Raw genomic sequence first — 23,812 nt, forward strand, 5'->3', positions numbered from 1 at the left:
GAGATAGAATCATGTACGAAAACAAAGGATACAAATTATATGATATTGATGATATAGATTGCATGAGTGATGATGAGGTCAAAACTATTAATCACAATAGACTGAATACGAAACTAACTGAACTTCTGAAAATACTAGACTGCGATAAAGTTTATAAGGATGCTGACAATTGTGTCATAAAAGATTCAGAGGGTAATGAATACATAGATTTCTTAGGAGCTTATGGAGCCATGAATCTAGGAAGCAATAATCCTCATGTAGTTGATGCGTTGGATAAAGTCAGAAATAAGCTGAATCTAGCATTTATCGGTTTGAATCCTTATGAAGCCGGGCTGGCAGAAAATCTTGTGAAACTTACTGATAACCAATTGCAGCATGTTTTTTTCTGTAACAGTGGTTCTGAATCTGTGGAAAGTTCACTTAAAATGGCACGAGCTGCTACTGGCAAAAGCAGAATAATATATTGCAGGAATTCCTATCACGGTAAGAGTTTTGGTGCGTTGACTGTTACAGGTCAAGCACATTACAGACAGAAATTTGAACCATTGATTCCTGATATGATTGAAGTTCCTTATGGAAACATAGAGGAATTGGAAAAAGAATTAGCCGAAGGTGCTGCAGCATTTATTGTTGAACCCATACAAGGGGAAGGTGGAATAATTACACCACCACAGAATTATTTCAAAGAAGTCAGAGAACTATGTACTAAGCATGAGGTACTTCTTATCTTGGATGAGGTACAGACAGGATTTGGAAGAACAGGAACTTTTTTTGCATATGAACAAGAAAATATAGTACCTGATATCTTATGTCTGGCAAAATCTCTTGGCGGTGGAATAATGCCAATGGGTGCTTGTATATCAAAAGAATGGGTATATCAAAAAGCATATGGTGAACTTAGTACATGTATGCTCCATTCAACTACATTCGGTGGTAATACATATGCATGTGCCGCTGGAATAGCAACAATAGAGACTATTGTGAAGGAAGATTTAGTAAAAGAATGTAAAGAAAAAGGCAAGTTTCTAATGGAAGGACTTAATAATCTGAAAGAGAGATATTACGGTATAAAAGAAGTAAGAGGTAGGGGTCTCATGGTTGGTGTGGAGTTTGAAAATAATATTGATGACACCTTGAAAGAAGCTAATGGCATCAAAGAACTTCCATTCAACAGTTATGGAGCATATATAGCTTCAGGACTTATAAATGAATATGGCATAGTTACTGCATATTCAACAAATAACATGAGTTTGATTCGTTTAGAACCACCATTGACTATTACCTATGACCAGATAGAGAAATTTTTATCAGCACTGGGAAATCTTCTGTTAGAAAATAGTGAATTTGACATGTGTAATGTTAAATGAAAAGAGGAATGATTATGAATGATTTGTTCAAGTTAGATTATGTCTTACAAGCAATGAAAGAAAATGATAGAAACTATGTTGAATATTACAATGGAAGTACATATTTCAAGAAAGTGTTCTCCGATATGTATGTTGATGTTATGAAAGTATCCTCATACTTGAAGTATAAAGGAGTGCAAAAAGGCGATAGAGTTGGAATAATAGGCATGAATTCTTATGAGTATATGATTTTGGATTTGGCTGTCATTACAAATGGATCTGTATCGGTACCTTTTCCAGAAAAAGATTTCAAGGGAAAAATTCAAACACTATCCAAGGAATATAATTTAAAGCTATTCTTTGCTGATGAAAAATATGTGAATGATAGTGAAGAAATCATTAATCTTGAAAATCTATTATTAGATGCTGAAAAAGAAGATTATAGTGATTTGGAAATGAATGAAATTGAAGATGAAGATAATTTTACGATCATATTTACTTCGGGAACGACAGGTGTACCAAAAGGAATAGAAGTAAGGAGCAAATGTGTACAGGAATGGATGGAGCATCTAGTAGATTCATATGATCTTACAGAAGATGATAAAATCATAGATTTTCTTACACTATCTATATCCAATGCAAGACTATTTGTATATGCTTCAGTTTTAGTACATTTCAATTTGGTGCTGACCAACACAAATGAACTATTACGTGTACTTGCACTTTCTAAGCCTACAATTATGCAGGGGGTACCATACCTGTTTGAAACATTTTATAGAACATTCATGAGCATGACACAACAGACTTTCAAGAAACGTTTTAATTATAGGTTATATCATGTGTTAGACAAGATATTGCCATCTTCTATGCTTAGAGGACTTCATGAGAAGGTATTCAAAAGCTTAAAAGATCTCTTTGGACAGAATATGAGAATTTTAGTTACCGGCTCAGCCCATACAGATGAAAATTTATTGAAGTTCTATGAAAAAGCAAATTTAAGAGTTTATGAGGTATATGGAATAAATGAAGTCGGTTTGGTATCAATGAATAATCCAAAAGCATACAGGATTGGAAGTGTAGGAAAACCTTTCAAGACTAAAACAATAAAGATAAGTGATAATAATGAAATACTGATTAAAAGTGATTTTTCATGGGGTACTGGTTATATAAATGATGAAAACAACAGCAAAAAAACTTTTAGAGAAGACGGTTATGTAGCTACAGGTGATTTAGGTCATGTTGATGAAGATGGTTACTTATATGTTGAAGGGAGATTGAAGGAAGTTCTTATTCTGAGTAATGGGGATAAGATACATCCACGAATCATTGAAGATGATTTGAAACAGACAAACCTAATCAAGCAGGCAGTTGCAATAGGTAATCAGAAACCTTTTATCAGCTGTATTATTGTTTTAGAAGATGCCAATACACCAGTCAACAAAATAGAAGATGCAATAAATGAAATCAACAAAAGATATTCAGATAATTTCAAGATAAAAGAATTCATTATCGCTGATAGTCCATTCACAGTGGAAAATGGATTGATGAATTCCACATTGAAGATAAATAGAAATGCTGTATACGAAGCATATAAATCAAACATAGAAAAACTATACACATAAAATCTGATAATTATGTGATGTATAGAAATGGAGGATAAAATGAAAGATACTTCAAAAATAGTTTTAGATATTATATCAAATATTGTGCTTAAGAAGAAAAGAAAGCTTGTAAAACCAGAAGCCAAACTTAGAGAGGACCTTGGACTAGATTCCATAAAAATGATAGCAATTTCAGCTATGCTTATAGAGAGTGGAATAGATGTTAATTCAACTGATAACAATGTTGATTTATCAAGAATAGAAACAATTCAAGATGTAATAGATATTGCCGATGAAATTGTAAATAAAGGTAAATAGATGAAATAAATTTGGAGGGATAGAGAATTGAAAAATTTCGATAAAGAACAGTATGAAAGTGATTTCAACAGCTTACATCACATACTAAATATGTATCAGAGAAATCATTTGTTTCAAGATGCTACACCATTAACATTATCTTTTTTAGTTACCAACAGATGTAATTTAAGGTGTAAACATTGTTTCAATCATGATGTAGATAAATCATTAATTGAAAAAGTTAGAAAAGAATTGACCTTGGATGAAATAGAGAAGATGTCGAAATCAATGGGCTTTTTCCTTAATGCATTGCTATGTGGAGGAGAACCTTTCCTAAGAGAAGACTTATATGAAATAGTTAGGTTATTCAGAATGAATAATCATGCAAAGGCATTTTCAAGCAGTACTAATGGACAACTTACAGATAAGATAATAAAACAAATGGAGCATATAAGCAATTATTCAAAATATGAAAACTACTCCTTGAATTTTTCATTTGAAGGTTTTGAAAATGAAAATGATGAGATAAGAGGAAAAGGTACATTTAAGAAGAGCATCGAGACATGGAATGAATGTAAAAAATTAAATAAGATATACGGAAATATCATTCAGAATGTTGTTGTAACAATGAACTCAGTTAATCAAGAAACACTTCCTGATTTCTTCAAATGGGTCTATGAAACATTGAAACCAGATAGTGTAATGATGCTTTTGGTAAGACAAAGTCCAAGAGGCGGGGAATACCTAAAAGAAGTTGAACCTAAGAATTATGAGAATGCAAGAAAAATATTAGAGCAGTATACTCTACAGGGGCTTAATGGTAGATGTGATAAACCAACTACATATATACCAGCATCACAATACTATTACACCAATAGGACATTGAAATCGGGAAAAAGAGAGTTTATGTGTTATGCAGGTAAGCATGGAGCATTTATTGATTTTGATGGAGAAGTCAATGTATGTGAAGTCTTCAATGATGTGACCTGCAATAATAAACCAGTGTCCATGGGTAACTTAAGAGATTACGATATGGATTTCATAAAATTATGGAATAGCGAACAAGCGTTGAAAGTGAAAAATATGGTAAATCGTCATAAGGTTTGTGAACAATGTACACATGAAACAGAAGGTATCTTACCATCTCTATATTTTGAACCAAACTTCTTTGGAATTGAAAGCATAGAGAGTAACAAATAGATATACCATCAGGTTAGTGGGAGAGGAAGGCAGGAAAATGAAAGTAGGAATATTATCAGCCAGAACGGGAAATGGTCATATAAGTGTGGCAAATGCGTTAAAGGGTTCATTTGAAAAAAGGTCCATTCATGTGGAGGTTTTCGAATCTTTTTATGAGGACTTGATGATTAGCAATAAAATAATAAGTGATTATTATAATTTTCTAATGATGACTTCTACACCACTATGCTATAAATTCAGTGAACTCTCTTATATGACTAGACCTGACCTATCAGAGGACTTTTATGCTGGTGTTGAGAAAAAAATAAAGGATTTTATTATAGATAATCAGTTTGATGTAATTATATCTACATCACATACAATCAATTTTGCAGTAATACGTGCACTGGAGGAACTGGGATTAAGAGATAAAATCAAATTCTATATTGTTGTTACTGACCCATATGTACCTATTTCTGTAGGATTTGATGTAAAAGGTGCAGATCGTTATTTCTGTACAGGAAGCTCTGTCAAAAAATATCTGACCAAGAACATTGATGAAGAATACATATATGAAAATGCATATCCAATCAATGAAGTCTTTTTGAAAGAGTACGCAGAAGCCCAAGTTTCAGAGATATATAAGGAATTGGAACTTAGTCGTGATAAGAAAATACTTCTTATCAACAGCGGTTCACAGGGAGCTTTTCATTGTAAGGAATATCTAAAAGAAGCAGTAAACAAATTCAGTGATCTACAGATAATTTTTATATGTGGTAAAAATGAACCTCTTTATAATATCGCTAAGATGATTATAGGAGAAAATGAAAGAGTCAAGATACTAGGTTATGTGAATAACATGAATGATATTCTAAGGATATCGGATGTGGTTCTGACAAAACCAGGTGCTAATAGTTTTTATGAATGTATTTACATGAGAAAACCTATGCTCCTTGATAAAATGGAAGGATTCTTATATCAGGAAAAAGGAGCAGCCGATTTTATTAAAGAACATGAAATAGGTGTAATAGTAGATAGTCTAGATAAATTTACTGAAGGCATCAATGATATTTTAGAAAGATATGATACTTATATATCAAATCTTCAGGAGATAGAAAAGATTAACGGAGCTGATGTCATAGTAGATCAGATAATTAATGTTTAACAAGAAAGGTGGGACATATTTATGATAATTGATATGCATACTCATCTATCGGATATACGGGTATATCCAGATTATTGGATTCAGAATATAAAAACAACAATAAGAAAAAAGCTGGAAAAGGAAATTCCAATCCAAGTATCAGATGATTTTTTACAGAACTATGTAAATAATATTTTGGATGATTTTGATGGAGAAAAAAAAATCAAGGTAATGGATGAATCTGGAATTAATAAAGCTGTTGTACTGCAGGTGGATTTTGGATATGGTAGGCAAGAGCCAGATAATCTAAACAATATTATAGATATTCATGGTGAAATGTTAAAAAAATATCCTGAGCGGTTCATCGTATTTGCAGGAATAGATCCAAGAAGGGGGAAAAAAGGAGCTGATTTATTTGAAAAATGTATAAAAGAATATAAATTCAGCGGACTAAAACTTTATCCTCCATGTGGCTATGAAATAGATGATAAAGGGTTATACCCATTATATGAAATATGTAATGAATATAGACTTCCTGTACTGATTCATATTGGACCATCTTGGGAAGATATGAAATCCACATTCAATTATCCAGATTCTATTTTAAAAGTTTCCAAAGAGTTTCCAAATGTACCTTTTGTACTAGGACATGCAGCGTTATTGTTTTATGAAGAAAGTCATAAATTGCCCTTAGTAAGAGATAACATATACTTGGAAGTATCTGGATATGAAAAAATGATAGAGCAGGAAGCTTTATTAAAGGAACGTATGAAGAATCTTATGAAGGATTGTCCTGATAAAGTAGTGTACGGTTCTGACTGGCCTATGTATCGTACAGTTAAAGAGGATATTTCATACTTTGAAAGTTTTGATTTCATGACAGATGATTTTAAGGAAAAGTTTTTTCACAAGAACGCCTTAGATCTGTTAGGAATGTGAAGGTGCTTATACTGTAATGGAGGTAACTATGGAGAATAAACTATCTATTGATTCTACGAAAAACAAGGAATCATTTAATTATGTAAACTGCTTTGAAAAACCACTAGGATTAATCCTTGGTAACCATGATGAGAAAATCAAGAATAGCTTCTTTTTATTACTTAAGTTAATGCAATGTTATAACATCGAATGTTTTGATGACTCATCCATTTTTTACACAATCGAATATAACGAAGCATTAGCCTATATATTTGAGGATATGCTCAATATACAGATGAATATCCAGAAAACCCACAGAGCTAATTTGAATAATGTAATTAAAAATAATATTGATAATGGCAGATATGCCCTTGTTCCAGGGAATCTAAAAGTATATCCAGGCAGTGAGTATTATGAGGAATACGATTGGAAGCATTTGATTTTGGTTAATGGTTATAATGATGAAGAAAAAATATATTATGTTTGTGATAATACCCATGAAGAAGGAAATGATGGAAGCCAGTATATACATGGAACAATTGATTATGAGCTTCTTGAAAAGCTATTTGAATCAGCCGTAGACAGTTTTGATATTTCATCTGTATGGAGTTTGGATATAGAAGAAAATGCTGGTTCATACTCAGAAAAAGAAATGCTCATGAATGTATTGGACCTATATCTATATAATCGCAGTGAACAACCATATATGGAAATTGATCTTATGAATACTGTACAAGATAAAATCCAAGCGGGTGAAAGAATAAAAACCAATTGTGAAGGGGAAGAAATCCTCAAGAGTATGGAATTCATTCTATTAAGAACCATACGTTACAAAGAATTTTTCTATCAAGAGATGGTTACTAAACTACGTACACTAGATTTTGATGAGAATATAATCAACAAAATAGAAAATGTAAGCTTAAAAATAACAGAATTCTGGATGAAAATTGCTAATTCAGTTCTTATTAATTATCATTTGATGCAGAAATTTGATATGGATGACCAGATTATCAGAGTCATGGCAAAAGAAAAAGAGATGTTCAGGTTATTAGACAGAGTTAAAGGTGAATTGGATAGTTAAAACATTTTAGAGATGCATTAAGGGAGAAAATCATGAATGATATGAAAATAAGAAAGGATAACGTTGAAGATATACTTGCACTTAGTGCTGTTCAGACAGGAATATTATATGAATATCTTATAAAAGAAGACAAGGAATTATATATTGCCCAGATTTTATTACATCTAAAGGGAAAACTTGATATAAGTGTTATGAGAAAGGCATGTGAGATGGTTAGTAACAATAATGAAATGTTAAGGTCTGTATTTAGATGGGAAAGGCTGCAAAAACCCATCCAGATTATATTAAAAAATCACAAGGTACCTTTTGGTACATATATATTGAAAAATGAACCAATACACGAGGCTCGTTTAAAAGCTGAGAAGCTCATGAAAAATGAAAAAAGTAATGGTATTGATATAAGGATAGAACCAGTGAAGATAATATTGTTCCAATATGAAGATGACAGTCATGACTTAGTTATTACATGGCATCATATAGTATATGATGGATGGAGCAATATGATTTTGCTAAGAGAAATCTTTCAAACCTATGAAAAGCTGCTTAATGAATATCCAGAGTTTGATAAAAAAGCCAAATACAAAGATTACATTAAACTGTGTAATGAATTCAAGAAATCCAACGAACAAAAGATGTTCTGGAAGGAATATCTTAATGGATATAAAGCTAATGATAATCTTTTAAGGGATATACAAGGTAATGGTAAAAGTAATATCACAGCAGAATATAGTTTCAAACTTAATGAAGATATGATAAAAAAACTGGAAGACTATTTATGTAATAAAAGGACCACAGTAGCTGATTTCATATATATGGTATGGGGAATTTTATTATATAAGTATACTAATATAAGTGATTTTGCAATTGGAGTAACATATTCTGGAAGAAACAATAAGATAAGAAACATTGATAAAACAATAGGTTTGTTCATAAATACGCTGCCTTTAAGAATTAAGATAGATGACAGTATGAAGGTAGATGATGTGTTGATGAATATTGCTGATGATAAAGAAAAGATGCTGAACTATGAAATGAGCAACTTGATTGATATAAAAGAGTATTCTGGGTTGAAATCAGATGAAGCTTTATTTCATTCACTGGTAGTTGTAGAAAATTATCCAGTAGAGATGGGAAAATGGCTGGATAATGATGAAGGTGGTTTACAAATTGAATCTTATTGTTCAAGTGAAAAAAACAATTATGATCTGGTATTGGGAATTTTACCTTCAGATGATTATACATTCTTAATACAATATTCCAGGGATTATTATACAGAAGAATATATTCATAGGATGGCAGATTATCTAAATAATCTATTGGAGATTATTTTAAATGGTAAAGAGGATATATTGATAGGGGATATAGATAAATATACTTCAGAGGAAATAGAGAAGATGAAGACTTTGACAAATGATATAGAAGAAAACATGGATTTTGATATAGATTCTTTTTTATAAATTGAAATTGCAGTGTAAGGAGAGTAGCAATATGAACACAGATGTATCAAGCAAGTATCTAGAAGGAAAGAAATATTGGGAGGAACAGTTGCTTAAGATAAATGACTGTGGAGTCTTGCCAAGAGATTTTATGTGTAATGGACAATATGTAACTAGAAAATATTCATTTTGCTTAGGCAAAGATTTGAGTGACAAAATGAATAATCTGTGTAAGGAAAACAAAATAGTTCTGTTTATCTATTTGTTATCTGGATTCAAAATCCTTTTACATAAGGCTTCCCAAAAAAAATGTGTTGCTCTTGGCATACCAGTTTATAAGGAATCATCATTTAATGAAACTGTTTTTACAGTAGGGCATTTCAATGAAGATATGTCCGGGAGAGATCTTATAAAGGCAACCTCCCAGACCATAAAAGATGCTTATAAAAATCAATTCGTTCCATTAAAAGAAATATTTTCATTAGATGATACTAAGAAAAAGGAATCACTAAGATATATTTTAGCACTAGACAGTATTCATGATATATCAAAAATCCAACATACAGCTCAGTCAGGCGATAATGAAATCACAGTGGTGATAAGAGAAAAAAATGGTGAGCTGTCAGGTGAAGTTACATATAACAGCTTGATGTTTAGTGAAAATACCATTAAATCATATATGGAAGTTTACATAAAGCTATTAAGTCAGCTCATAGAGAACAATTTAAAAAAGGTTATAGACATAGCTGTAATTGAAGATGATGTGTCAGAAAGTATACATAAAAGTAAAGAGAATATCACTGATTTAAATATGATGAATGAAACAAGAAGCATAGAGTTAATAGATATTTTTCATGATAAAGTCAAAGAATATGGAAAATGTAATGCAATAGTAGATAATGGAAAAACAGTTACATATGAAGTATTGGAACAAAGAGTAAATAAAACAACTAGACTATTGAAAGAGGAACAGATAAAAAAAGGTGATGTTGTATGCATCATGGTACACGATGCTGTTAGTGCTATCGAAGCAATTTTAAGTATTTCTTCAATTGGTGGAGTTTATGTTATAGCAAGTCCTCTACTCAGTAAAGTCAATAAGGATTACATTCTAAAAGATAGTGGTGCTCATTTTGTACTTACAAAAGAAGATTCCAGTGACTTCAAAGTGCTAGGTTTACATAATTCATTTAAAAAGGAACAAAACAGTAATAATAAAAAAGATGTGCTATGCAGGTTGTATAAAATAGATGTGGATGGTGTTCCAAAAGGAATAGATATAAATAAACAGCAGATGATTAATCACTTGAAAAACGTAAAAAGGATTATGGGAGAATGCGAAGAAGAAAGACGCTTGGCAATGTCTGTGACACTTTCGCCTACAGCTTCTTTATGGGCAGTGAGTATATTGTTATCAGACAATATTGTACTATATTCAGTATCTGATCAAACTTTGAACAATAGTATGTACATGGAAAAGTTTATTGAAGAGAATGAAATAACTTCTCTGACAGTACCAGCTTTTTGTACAGATATTGTGATGTCGTATAAGTCAGTATGTCTCGAAGAAATATATTTACTAGGACTTATTAAAGATATCAATAAGTTGATGAAATACAAAGAATCAGAAAAATGCAGATATGTTTTTGAGACGTTTGAAAGCTGTACATTTTTAGTCTTATATGAATTTAACAGGGATTCAACTGAAAGTATGTGGTTCACATTAGGGGAGATTCCTGATAGATATAGATTATGTGTTCATGATGAAAATAACAAAGAGATAATTAATGGTCTTCCAGGGGAATTATGTATTTTAGAACTTGATAATGATAAAAAAGATAATGACTACAGACAGACCTATTATACAGGAATCAAAGCAAGAAAAAGTTTGGATGGCAAAACAGTGGAGATATACCGCTGTGATATGGTGGATAATGCCCCCCATTTAGTGGAAGATGAAGATAATGAACATGATATAACAGATGTAGAAAGAAATCTTATTGAAATATGGAAAAATGTTTTGAATATAGAAAAAGTAAGTGTTAAAAAGAAATTTTTCGATATGGGAGGGAATTCAGCTCTATTGTTGAAAATGGTTGCTGATATTGAAAGATTATATCCCGGTGTAATCAATGTTGCAGATGCTTTTTCATATCCTACAATAAGGGAATTAGACAATTTGATTAACCGTAATATGAATAATGAAAAGGATAGAGAAAAAATAGGTTATAAAGATATTATTAATTATTCAAGTAACCTACAAGAAAAATACTTTGTTGTGGAAAAAAACAATAAAAAGTATTCCACCTTGATTTATGATTTGGATGAAGATTTATGTATAGATGTTGTAACTGCAGCAGAGAAGCTTAATATATCAGAGTTAAGTATAATAATGGCTTCATTTCTAAGAAATATAGCAAGTGCAGGTGATGGCAGGGAAGCTGTGACACAATTTGTCAGTGATCCTGAAGAGAATATTTCCATTATTGAGTTAGAAGATTACGGTGATGATATAACCAATTATCTAAAAAAATTAGATAACACATATCACACTAAGGATTCTATGTTCAATATAGATGACATCAATAGAGATGAAATACATAAGATGGACCAGAGGGTAATGTCATTATTTTATGATATAGATTGTTACAATTTCAATCAGGATATCTTACTTATATACGATATGCTCCTTGGGGTTAGTTTGTCTGATGAAGAGATAAGTATAATATTTCGTTTTAACAGTCAGTATCTTAACAAAACCTTAATGGGAAATTTATTCAATAATATTATAGATAATCTTGAGATAATAGTTTCAGATGTTTTAGAAGTAAATTAGAAGATAAGTAAATGGATTATAAGCCTAAGGAGGTAGTTTATGAAAAAGACAGCATTAGTTTTTTCAGGTCAAGGTTCTCAGTATTCAGGTATGGGAAAGATGGTATACGACAATTATAAAGAAGCTAGACAAGTATATGAAGAAGCTGCTGATATACTGGGTTTCAATATAAGTAAGCTTTGTTTTGAAGGCAGTAGAGATGATTTGATTAGTACAAAAAATACACAGATAGCAATATTGACAACTAGTATTGCTATGTACAAAGCATATGAGCATGAGATAGGTCTTGAGCCATATTGTATGGCTGGACACAGTCTAGGTGAATATTCTGCACTTGTAGCTTCTGGAAAACTAAAATTTCAGGATGCACTGAAGATAGTGGAGACTCGTGGAAAACTTATGCAGGATGCAGTCAATGAAAAAGGCGGATGTATGAGCTGCATCATTGGACTAGATTCACATATAGTTCAAAATGTATGCAATAAATATTGTAATAGAGATTCGGTTGTTATGATTTCCAACTATAATTCCCCTAAACAGAGTGTTATTTCTGGTAATGAGGAAGCTGTGACATCAGTATGCAGGGAACTGGAAGAAATGGGAGCAAAAATAATTGAATTAGAAGTAAGAGCACCATTTCACAGTATATTAATGAAGGATGCAGCAGATAAAATGGCTGTCTATCTGGGGGATTTTAAATTTCAAGATACCAAAATGCCAGTTATCTCTAATGTTAAGGCAGAACCTTATAATGACACCATGGAAATATATAAATTACTTCCTGAGCAGATAGTAAAACCTGTAAGATGGAATGAATCAATGATTTTTATGGAGTATATGGGCGTTGATACATTAATAGAAATCGGTCCAAAATCTGTTTTGAAAAAGTTGACAAAGCATAATTGCCCATATGTTGATGCTTATTCTTATGATATAGACGAAGATGTCCGAGAAATTCGTAAAAAAGCTGTTTCATGTTACGGTGTCAAAAAAGATGAAGTTGACTGGAATATCTTTATTGAAAAGTGTATTGCATCAGCAATATCCACTAAAAACCATAATTGGGATGAGAAGGAATATGATGAAGGTGTTGTAAAGCCTTATAGAATGATAAAAGAAGATTATTACTTGATGAAAGATAATAATGAAAAGGCGACTATGGAAGAGGCAAAGAAGGCTTATCATATGCTAAGTTCAGTATTAGTCACTAAGAAAGTATCAGATGATGAAAGAAATTATATAATGAATGAATTATTTTACGGAATATATAGTAATTATGTTGATGATATAGCTGGTTAAATTATAAAAAGAAGGGGTCGTATGATTTATGGACACAGTTAATATGAATGAGAAAAATAAACATAGATTTTTAGAAGTTAATGACCAGGATATAGCTATTATCGGAATCTGTGTTAAGTTACCTATGGCAGAAACCCTAGATGAATTATGGAATAATATCAGTAATGGGAAAGACTGTGTTAGCGAGATACCTGAGTCAAGATTAGAAGATATAATAGATTACATGGACTTTTGTAATAAGGATTCAGATAATACAGTATTTCCTAAGGCAGCTTATCTAGAAAGCATTGATAAATTTGATTATAGTTTTTTTAATCTATCTCCAAGACAAGCAAAACTTATGGATCCACATCAGAGAATATTCTTGGAAACAGCATGGAATGCATTTGAAGATGCAGGCTATGGCAAAAATAGAATAACAGGCACAAGAACTGGAGTATTCGTTGGATTCAACCCAAGACTTGAATATAAGAAAATGATAATGGAGACAGGACAAGCATCTATGTCTGAGGCATTGACAGGTAGTCTTCCTTCTGCCATGGCAGGAACCATATCATACCTATTAGACCTGAAGGGACCCAATATGAATATAAACACTGCATGTTCTTCTTCTTTGACAGCTTTACATACAGCTTGTCAATCAATAAGGAACAAGGAATGTGATATGGCATTAACGGGAAGTATACGATTAAGTATCACCGTTGATGATGACATCAAAAGTGCAGATATAGGGATAGCATCTCCTGATGGAAAAGCTAAGGTTTTTGACGATAGTGCTGATGGAAGCTCAGGAGGAGAAGGTTCAATAGCTGTTCTATTAAAATCTTTAGGTAATGCAATTGAGGATAGAGATAACATATATGCTGTGATTAAAGGAAGCAGTATTAATAGTGATGGAAGATCTGCAAGCCTGACATCCCCTAATGCGGCGGCTCAGACAAGATTAATCTGCAAGGCATGGGAGAATGCAGGTGTTGAGCCTGAATCCATCACTTATATTGAAACACATGGTACAGGGACCAAATTAGGGGACCCTATTGAGATGGAAGGAATCAAAAAAGCTTTTGATACCTACACTAATAAGAAACAGTTTTGTGCAGTCGGCTCAGTAAAAACTAATCTAGGACATCTTGATACTGCGGCAGGACTACTTGGAGTGGTAAAAGCTGTATGTGCTTTGAAAAATGAGCAGATTCCACCTAATATACATTTTAATCTACCAAATAGAAAGATTAATTTTGAAGATTCTGCGGTTTATATTAGTAATAGACTCATGGATTGGAATACAGACATATATCCTAGAAGATGCGGAGTCACTTCTTTTGGATTAAGTGGAACTAATGTTCATGTTGTGCTAGAAGAAGCAGGTACTTACAAAAGGAAGAAAAGAGAAGCAAAAGAGGATATTCGAGTACTTAAGTTAAGTGGGCATTCAACGAATGTACTTAAAAGACTTATATCCACTTATTATGATTATATAAAAAACAATAAGAGTAATTGGAGTATTGACGAATTATGTTATACCGCTAACACAGGTAGAGGAGATTATACCCAGCGTATAACTTTTATTTTCAAATCCATTGATGAGCTAATGAGTCAGATGGATTGGGTTATCAATAATGGATTAAACTTTGAATACGAAAAAGGAATCTTATATGGTAGAGCAGATAATTATGATGATGATATAGATGAAAACCAGAGAGAGAGAATAACAGAAATAAGAAAAATAAAGGATTTAGATAAAAAGTATCAAGAGATTCTTAAGTTATGTAAACTGTATGTTAAGGGTATTCATGTTGAATGGAATGTACTGTATGAAAAGAAAAGATACCATAAAATCAGTTTACCAGTATATCCTTTTGAACAAACAAGATGCTGGATTGATGTGGACGTGAGTAAGGGTAATGTACATAATAAATCTATTATAGATGCACCTGTGAATATGCCAAATGAGTATGAACGAAAGGTATCAGACATAAAAGTGACAGGGGACAATATGTCTTCTGTATCACCGGTTGTAATAGAGATGGCTCAGATAGTAGCCTATAGTTTAGGGTATGACACCATTTCCATGGAAGACAGTTTCTTCCAACTAGGCGGTGATTCCATACAGGCGTTAAAGGTCATAAACCGTATAAATGATAAGCTTGATGTACATATTGAAGTAGCTGATTTACTGAAAAATCCAACAATCAGCCAGCTAGGTGAGATTATCTCAGTTTCTAGTGATGATGATATCATAACACCAATAGAAGAGCAGGAGTACTATGAATTATCTTCAGCTCAAAAAAGAATATATTATCCATGCTTATTTGAAGGAAGTAGTACAAGATATAACCTTACCAATGCAGTAATTATAGAAGGTGATGTAGATACTGACAAGTTAAAAAATGCATTTCAATCTTTAGTTCATAGACATGAAGTAATGAGAACAGGATTTCATCTCATAGATGGAATACCTAAAATGAAGATCTATGACAATATAGATATGGATATAGAGTATAGCCAGTCTAATGGCACAGAAATAGAAAATATCATCAAAGATTTCAGGAGACCATTTGACCTTGAAAAAGCACCTTTGGTTAGAATAAAACTCGTTAGGATAAGTAGTAATAGAGTGTACTTGATATATGATGTACACCATATTATATTTGACAGTTATTCATTTGGAGTGGTACTTGAAGATTTGATAAAAATATATAACGGTTCTGTTTTACCTGAACTGAAGGTACAGTATAAAGATTTTGCTGCATGGCATAACAATCTTATAAAGACTGATAAGATGAAAAAACAGGCAGATTATTGGTTCAATGAATTTAAAGAAAAGATACCTTATACAATAATACCGCCATGCACAGGGGATCATCACCAAGAAGAAAATTCTGGTGATAGCCTATGGTTCCATGTAAGTAAGGAGCAAACAGAAAAACTTAAACAAATTGCTGCTAAAAATGATTCCACACTATTTATGACCTTGTTATCAGTTTATGGAATATTGGTATCAAGATATATTAGTCAGGAAGAAATCATTATCGGTAGTCCCATTGCAGGAAGAAATCATAAACAGACTGAAAATTTAATAGGAGATTTCATTAATCTTCTTGCTATCAGAATGAATGTAAATCCTAATAAAAATTTTAATGAACTATTGAATGACGTAAAAGAAAAGTGTACAAAAGCTTATGAAAACCAGGATTATCCATTTCAGGAGATAATACAGAAATTAAATGTAAAAAGGCAGAATGATGATAATTCATTATTTAACGTGTTATTTGCTTTCCATAGCAACTTGAAAAATAAAGAGCTTAGATATGGTGATTGGAAGATATTAGAAGGGGAATATGATGTTAATGCGGCAACTTTGGATTTGACTATGGATGTAGAAGAGACAAATGAAGACCTGATGTTCAATCTGTCTTTCAGCAATCAAGCATATGACAGTATATTCATACAGCAGATGATAGATAATTATAAAAATATTCTGGAACAGGTAATCAATAATCAAAATATCAAATTGGATGATATTACATTGCTTTCACACTCAGAAGAAGAAAAAATGCTTATTGATATGAGCAAGGGAGAGGAAATAGATATCTCCAGTGAGACAATAAATGATATGTTTGGAAAAACATTCAGGGAATATAGTAGCAAAACAGCTGTTGTAGGGATAGATGGTGCCTTGACCTATAAGGAACTAGATGAAAAATCATTAAAGCTGGCAGCTATATTAAAGGAAAATGGTATAGGAAAAGATAAAGTTGTGGGATTATTGCTTAGAAGAACCAGCAACATGATTGTTGGTATGGTTGGTATTCTAAGGTCAGGTGGAGCATATCTGCCAATAGATCCAGAATTCCCACAGGAACATATTAATTATATGCTGAAAGATAGTAAAACTGATATTATCCTAAGCGAAAAAGAGATAATATCTAGGGTTGGTATTGATAACAATGAATATAAGGTTATCAGCATAGATGAAATAGATGAAAAAGAATATATAACAGACAATAGTACTAAGGAGTTCCAATATTCAAGTGATGCATTAGCTTATATTATCTATACTTCAGGGTCAACAGGAAAAGCCAAGGGAGTAATGATTGAACATAAAAACTTATACAATTTCGTTTTAGGTATGAAGAGAAACCTAGAATTGAAGAGTGGACATACTATGTTAGCACTTACAACAGTTTCTTTTGATATATGGGGACTAGAGTCCATATGTTCAATCGCTCAGGGATTAGAAGTCATAGTAGCAGACGAAAATCAACAGAAGGATATGTTTTTGCTTAGAAAACTAATCATGGACAATAATGTTGATATTATACAGGCGACACCTTCAAGAGTTCGTATGATGCTGGAAGATGACGAATGTATGGAGATGTTTGAAAAAGTTAAGATTCTTCTCGTTGGAGGAGAAAAATTGGACAAATCATTATTGGATAAGGTCAAAAAAGTATATAAGGGTAGGATTTTCAATATGTATGGACCTACTGAGACAACAATCTGGTCCTCAACAAGGGAATTAACAGAATCCGAAGAAATTACCGTTGGAAGACCTATTCTGAATACTACTTTTTATGTTATGGATAATGAGCTTAGACTAAGACCATTAGGATGTGCTGGAGATTTATATATTGGTGGTTCCGGATTGGCTAGAGGATACGTTAATAATGAAAATCTAACAAAAGAAAAGTTCATCTTGAATCCTTACAATAAAGAAGAAAAAATATATAAAACAGGTGATACAGCAAGATGGCTAGCAAATGGTCAATTAGATATATTGGGAAGAAATGATAATCAAGTTAAGCTCAATGGTCATAGAATCGAGCTTGGTGAAATTGAAACCATATTAATGCAGTCAAGAGGAATTCAGAGTGCAGTGGTTTTAAAATGGGAAGAAGAAAACAGTAGTTATCTATGTGCTTATGTAACTGGACAAGAAAAGGTAGATATCAATGATGTAAAAGAATCTCTCAAGAGTAAGCTGCCATATTATATGTTACCTAAGTTCTATGTTCAATTAGATGATATGCCACTGACTCTAAATGGGAAGATAGATAGAAAACAAATGCCAAAACCTAAGCATAGATCCATAGATGACAATTTCATTGGGGCTCAAAATGATATAGAGAAAAAGATAGTATCAATATGGGAAGAAATTTTGAATACAGAGAATATCGGTCTCAATGATAACTTCTTCGATGTGGGAGGAGACTCGGTATTATTAGTACAAATGCAGTCTAGAATCAAAAAAGAATTTAACTGCGAAATTAGTATTGCAGATTTCTTTGATAATAGTACAGTTTCAAAAATTGAACAACTATTGATTACTGCCAAAGATAATAATACTCGTGAGAGTTCCTATGGAACAATACATATGCCTGAAAAATTCTTCTCCAAGAATGTTAATTCAAGCAGTTACGCCAATATGTCTTATACAGTAAAAAGCCAAGAACATGAAATGATTAAGAAAGCATCAAAAATAAAAGATCATAATATTTCTGAGTGGTTGTTAAGTATATTCACATATCACATATATGGTATAGCTGAGAAAGAAGATTTTACAATGTACACTACCGTAGGGGATATAAAGAATATTTCAATTATGGACATTGTAAAAGAGGAAGAAATAAAAGATATAAAAGAGCTGGAAAAGTTCTTGGATAATATAAAACAAAAAGCTTACATAAGCAAAAAAGAAACAATAAGTAATATAGGTAAAGATAATTTGATTAAACTTGATAATGAAATAGGTATGATATTTATAGATAAGCCATTAACTGGATCACTGACATCCATCTATGACGTAATTATTGAGATAAAAGAGTCAGCCGACAGTATAAAAATAAACATGGAATACAGTGAAAAATTATCAAGAAATGATATGAAAATATTCTTATCACAATATATAAAATTGATAAAGGCAGTGTCAGAACTGTTTTTGAAATGATGCCATGCAGATTGATAAGGGAAAGAGAGGCTGAGGATTCATGTTAAGATTTGATTTAGATGATAATATACTGGATGAAATAGAAGAAATATCCTCACGTGATATAGCTATTATTGGTATTGATGTAAATTTACCTAAAGCAGGCAGTCTGGATAAGTTTTGGATAAATCTGAAAAACGGAAAAAACTGTGTTGATGATATGTCAAGAAACAGACAGAAAGATGTAATGGACTATCTTAGGCTTAGAGGGGAAGATGATGGTAATGTCAGATTCGCAAAAGGAGGATATCTAGATGAAATAGATAAATTCGATTATGAGTTTTTTAAGATTTCCTATAATGAAGCGAAATTGATGGACCCAAATCAACGTTTGTTTTTGGAAAACGTCTGGAAGGCTATTGAGGATGCAGGATATGGTGGAGAAAAATTAGTTGGAAGTAATACTGGGGTATACGTAGGATTTACACCTGGAGGAGAGTATTATCAATATATCAAAGATGTTGATAAGAAAATGATTCCTTATGCAGAGACAGGAAATCTTAGTTCAGTTGTTGCATCACGAATTTCATATATCTTGAATCTTAAGGGTCCAAGCATGATTGTAAATACAGAGTGTTCTTCATCGTTGGTAGCATTGCATCTAGCATGCCGCAGTCTCAGGAACAACGAGATAGATACTGCATTGGTTGGTGGAGTAAGGGTAGCTTTTTGTCCAGTATACTCAGAAGAAAAATTAGGTATAGAATCTGATAAAGAGATGATATGTACATTTGATGATGATTCTGATGGTGCGGTATTCGGTGAAGGAAGCATAGCATTAGTTATAAAACGTTATGACAAAGCAATCAAAGACAGAGACAGTATATATGCAGTTATAAAAGGAAGCTGTATCAATCAGGACGGTTCGTCAGTAGGTATAACTGCACCTAATGTTGGGGCACAAGAAGAGGTAATCTGCGGAGCATGGAAGGATGCAGGTGTTTCTCCTGAAACCATTTCATATATAGAAACACATGGAACAGGAACAAGATTAGGTGACCCTATAGAGGTGCAAGCAATAAACAATGCCTTTAAAAGATATACGGGTCGTAAACAGTTCTGTGGTGTAGGCTCAGTTAAAACTAATATATCCCATCTGGATAATGTTTCAGGAATGGTATCTCTTGTAAAAACGGTTTTAGCGTTAAAAAACAAGCAGATTCCACCAAGTATAAATTTTAACTGTCCTAACAGGAGAATTGATTTTGAGACATCACCGGTATATGTAAATAATAGATTAGCTGATTGGACAACCAAGGATACTCCTAGAAGATGCGGTATCAGTTCTTTTGGATTAAGTGGAACCAATAGCCATGTTATTTTAGAAGAAAATGAAAATAATATTAAAACACATAATACTGATAGTTATGAAACACCTAAGATATTTACAATTTCAGCAATTAAAAAAGAAGGACTTACTGCTCTTATAAGTGATATGAAGAAATACCTTACAGCAAATAGGGAAATAGATATCTCTGATATATGTTATACCATGAATACAGGACGTGGACATTATAATTATAGAGTAGCAGTAATAGTCTATTCTCTTGATGAATTATGTGAAGCATTGGATTACATATGCGTAAATGGTTTAGATGGAGAGTTTCCTAGGAATATAGTATATAAAAAACATATTGTGGTATCAGATAAAAAAGAAAAACGTGATACAGATGAAATCACAGAAGCGATTAAGAAAGATTATAATAAAGAATCAAAACGACTTGTAACAGAATATCTGGCAAATGATACAAAGAAAGATATTTTAGAGAAACTTTCACTTTTATATGTAAAAGGTTCAGATATAGAGTGGGAAAAGCTATATGAAAAAGAAGAATTATGGAGAGTGAACCTTCCCACATATGTATTTGAAAAGAAAAGATGTTGGCTGGATATAGAAAAAAGTAAGGATAAACACCCTCTTATAGACTACGCTGTTATAAATTCAAAGGAGAGGGCTTACTGTTTTCATACTGAGTTCAATCTAAAGAAGCATTGGGTACTCAGCGAACATAAGATATTTGATAGATACATTGTACCGGGAACAGCATTTCTAGAAATGGTTAGAGAAGGTATGTATAGAATCACCAAGAAAGAAGGAGCAATAGAATTTAAAAATGTAGTGTATCTAAGCTCTTTGTATACTATAGGTGACGATCCTGTGGAAGTACAGACCTTAATACAACAAGATAATGACTGTTATCAATTCACAATCGGCAGTGGTTATCATGATGGTGGTGTACATGATAAAGAATGGGATAGTATCTATTGTGAAGGACAAGTAATAACTAAGGTAAATTCAGATCAGCTTGATTTGACTCTTTCAGAGGTAAAACAAAAATGTACAGATAAGATTGAATCAGCTGGTTCTAATAGAAAACAGAATCAGATATTCTTGGGAGAACGCTGGACCAAGTTGGTAAGAGAAGTATACAAGAATGACAATGATGTTCTTGTTAAAATTGAATTGCCAAAAGAGTACGAAAATGATTTGGAAGAATATTATATCCATCCATCTATATATGATATGGCTATTAATGCTGTTTCACAGAATGTTGGAAATGCAGTTTATCTACCATTCAATTATGGTTCACTAAAGGTTTTTTCAAAGACTGAAAAAGTTATATATACCTTTATACATAGAAATGGTAAGGAAGATAATTCACAGATGGTTTCTTGTGACGTTGTATTATTTAATGAAGATGGAAGGATAATTGCAAAGGTAAAAGATTTTATTGCAAAGAAAGTTAATAGACCTAAGCAAAAATATGATGATTCCTATAGTTATAAGATTTCTTACAGGGAATGTACTAATGTACAAAAAGATAATGATTATATAGAGAAGCCTGTCCTTATAATAGGAGCTGAAACGAAAAAAGCTTCTGGCATCATTGAAAAAATAAAGAAGACTAGAAAAAACGTTACAGAGATATATTTATCACAGAAATATGAAAAGGTCAGCAGTAACAAGTTTTATATTGATAATACACAGGAAAGCTACAGTAAAGTACTTAGCCAGTGTATTGATGACAATATGCAGATTATTCACTTGCTTTCACTTAACGATAATAACAGCACTGATATAGATAGTAATCTACAAAAAGGTGTATATAGTTTATTGAAGATAGCTAGAAGTATTATTGATATGAAGATTCAGTATGAACTGGATATAGTACTAGTAACTGATTATATGAAAAAAATAGGTGAAGAGTCCAGAACAAATCCATACAACGGTTGTATGGCTGGTTTGGGTAAGGTATTGACTAACGAAGTTTCCAATGTACAGTGCAGAGTACTGGATATAGATGATCTGAAAGTTTCAAGTGAGATAGACAGTGTAGTAGAGAATATAAATTCCCATGGTACACAATTATACACAGCCTATAGGGACGGTAAAGCTTATGGAGAGGTTATTGAAACTGTCAAATTACCATCAGCTGATAATTTTCAAGATATGATTCAGGAAAATGGTGTGTATATTATTACTGGAGGTATGGGTAGTCTTGGAATACGTATAGCTAAGTGTATTAGTGATACTAAAAAGACTAATATAGCACTAATTGGAAGAAAAGAAATAAAACAATTAAATGATATTAATGATAGTAAAACTATAAATAATCAACTTGAAGAAAATATTAATATATTACGCAGTATATCAGAATCAGGAACCAATATAACTTATTATAGAGGAGATGTTTCGGATAAAAGTGATATGTCAGGTATTTTTAATGAATTACGTAATAAGTTTGGTAAGATAAATGGCATTGTGCATGGAGCAGGAGTTATAGATGATGCTTTTATTATGAACAAGACAGATGAGAGCTTCAAAAAAGTACTTAAGCCAAAAGTATATGGTAATAATACATTATTGGATATTACTAAAGATGATAAATTAGATTTCTTCATTAATTTCTCATCAATTTCATCATTATACGGTTATCCCAGTCAAGGTGACTATGCTGCGGCTAATGCATACCTTGACTCTAGTGAACCATTAGAGGGAACACAGGTGACTAAGTATATAACTATCAATTGGGCACCATGGAAAGATGCTGGAATGGCTTATGAAAGTAATCAAAAGGATACAGGAGTTTTCAAGATGCTTCCAACTGATATCGGGATTGAAGCATTCAAAAGAGTACTGTTAAGTGATAATAGAAATATTATTATCGGAAAAATAGACTACGAGAAGTTAGAAATTTTCTATGAAAAAGTGGGATTACAGTTTGATGATGAAATTCTTAAGCATATGAAAAATAAAGGCAAAAAAAATACATCAGTACATAATATAGTTAAAGACAGTAACAAACCAATAGAAAAAATTAGACATGATAACGCACCTGTCGAGAAAGAACTCATTAAAATCTGGAATGACATATTAGGATTGGAGGATATAGATATCTACAAGAGCTTTTTCAATCTAGGCGGTGATTCCATACAGGCAGTTGCATTGTCAAAGGCAGTAGAACAAAAATACCCTGGAATAGTGAAAGTATCAGATATTTTTACATATCCATCAATAAATGAAATGACACAATATATAACCAGCAAGTTGGATATTGAGGTTAAAGATACTGATAATAGATTCACAATGATAACTGATGTACTTTATAAACTTGAAAAAGGTGAGCTGTCTGTAGATGAAGCAGAAAGACTTATTGACAAAAGTTAAATATTATAGGAGATGTG

At 32.1% G+C, this 23,812-nt stretch carries 12 protein-coding genes; all 12 read left to right on the top strand.

The window, feature by feature from the left end:
• The first annotated feature begins 11 nt into the window (after positions 1-11).
• From HYG85_RS13365 to HYG85_RS13420, 12 genes are read left to right on the top strand one after another with little or no spacing between them, the layout of a single operon-like run.
• On the top strand, positions 12-1,367 hold the full coding sequence (locus tag HYG85_RS13365) for an aspartate aminotransferase family protein (RefSeq protein ID WP_212690082.1): 1,356 nt from the start codon (positions 12-14) through the stop codon (positions 1,365-1,367).
• Positions 1,368-1,381: 14 nt separating this feature from the next.
• Positions 1,382-2,968 carry an AMP-binding protein gene (locus tag HYG85_RS13370; RefSeq protein ID WP_212690083.1) on the top strand — a complete coding sequence of 529 codons (1,587 nt, stop codon included), beginning with the start codon at positions 1,382-1,384 and terminating at the stop codon, positions 2,966-2,968.
• Positions 2,969-3,007: 39 nt separating this feature from the next.
• Positions 3,008-3,265: a hypothetical protein gene (locus tag HYG85_RS13375; RefSeq protein WP_212690084.1), complete on the top strand. Its 258-nt coding sequence runs from the start codon at positions 3,008-3,010 to the stop codon at positions 3,263-3,265.
• Positions 3,266-3,292: 27 nt separating this feature from the next.
• Positions 3,293-4,444 (top strand): radical SAM protein, encoded by a 1,152-nt coding sequence (locus tag HYG85_RS13380; RefSeq protein ID WP_212690085.1) that lies wholly within the window; start codon positions 3,293-3,295, stop codon positions 4,442-4,444.
• 37 nt (positions 4,445-4,481) lie between these two features.
• Positions 4,482-5,588, top strand: coding sequence for an MGDG synthase family glycosyltransferase (locus HYG85_RS13385; protein WP_212690086.1), 1,107 nt, complete (start codon positions 4,482-4,484; stop codon positions 5,586-5,588).
• Positions 5,589-5,609: 21 nt separating this feature from the next.
• Entirely contained in the window at positions 5,610-6,506 is an 897-nt protein-coding gene (locus HYG85_RS13390) for an amidohydrolase family protein (RefSeq protein ID WP_212690087.1), read from the top strand.
• Between the two features lie 28 nt (positions 6,507-6,534).
• Complete coding sequence (locus HYG85_RS13395; RefSeq protein ID WP_212690088.1) at positions 6,535-7,566, top strand: hypothetical protein; 1,032 nt, start codon at positions 6,535-6,537, stop codon at positions 7,564-7,566.
• A gap of 32 nt (positions 7,567-7,598) precedes the next feature.
• The gene (locus tag HYG85_RS13400) at positions 7,599-9,023 is read left to right on the top strand and encodes a condensation domain-containing protein (RefSeq protein ID WP_212690089.1); all 1,425 of its coding nucleotides are present in this window, start codon (positions 7,599-7,601) and stop codon (positions 9,021-9,023) included.
• A 31-nt stretch (positions 9,024-9,054) separates the two neighbouring features.
• A complete protein-coding gene (locus HYG85_RS13405; protein WP_212690090.1) occupies positions 9,055-11,838 on the top strand; it encodes a non-ribosomal peptide synthetase in 2,784 nt (927 codons plus the stop codon).
• Between the two features lie 39 nt (positions 11,839-11,877).
• Positions 11,878-13,137: an ACP S-malonyltransferase gene (fabD, locus tag HYG85_RS13410; protein WP_212690091.1), complete on the top strand. Its 1,260-nt coding sequence runs from the start codon at positions 11,878-11,880 to the stop codon at positions 13,135-13,137.
• Between the two features lie 28 nt (positions 13,138-13,165).
• A complete protein-coding gene (locus tag HYG85_RS13415; protein ID WP_212690092.1) occupies positions 13,166-19,087 on the top strand; it encodes a non-ribosomal peptide synthetase in 5,922 nt (1,973 codons plus the stop codon).
• 40 nt (positions 19,088-19,127) lie between these two features.
• Complete coding sequence (locus HYG85_RS13420; protein ID WP_212690093.1) at positions 19,128-23,795, top strand: type I polyketide synthase; 4,668 nt, start codon at positions 19,128-19,130, stop codon at positions 23,793-23,795.
• The last annotated feature ends 17 nt before the right edge of the window (positions 23,796-23,812 follow it).

This window comes from Vallitalea guaymasensis (genome assembly GCF_018141425.1).
GTDB lineage: Bacteria > Bacillota > Clostridia > Lachnospirales > Vallitaleaceae > Vallitalea > Vallitalea guaymasensis.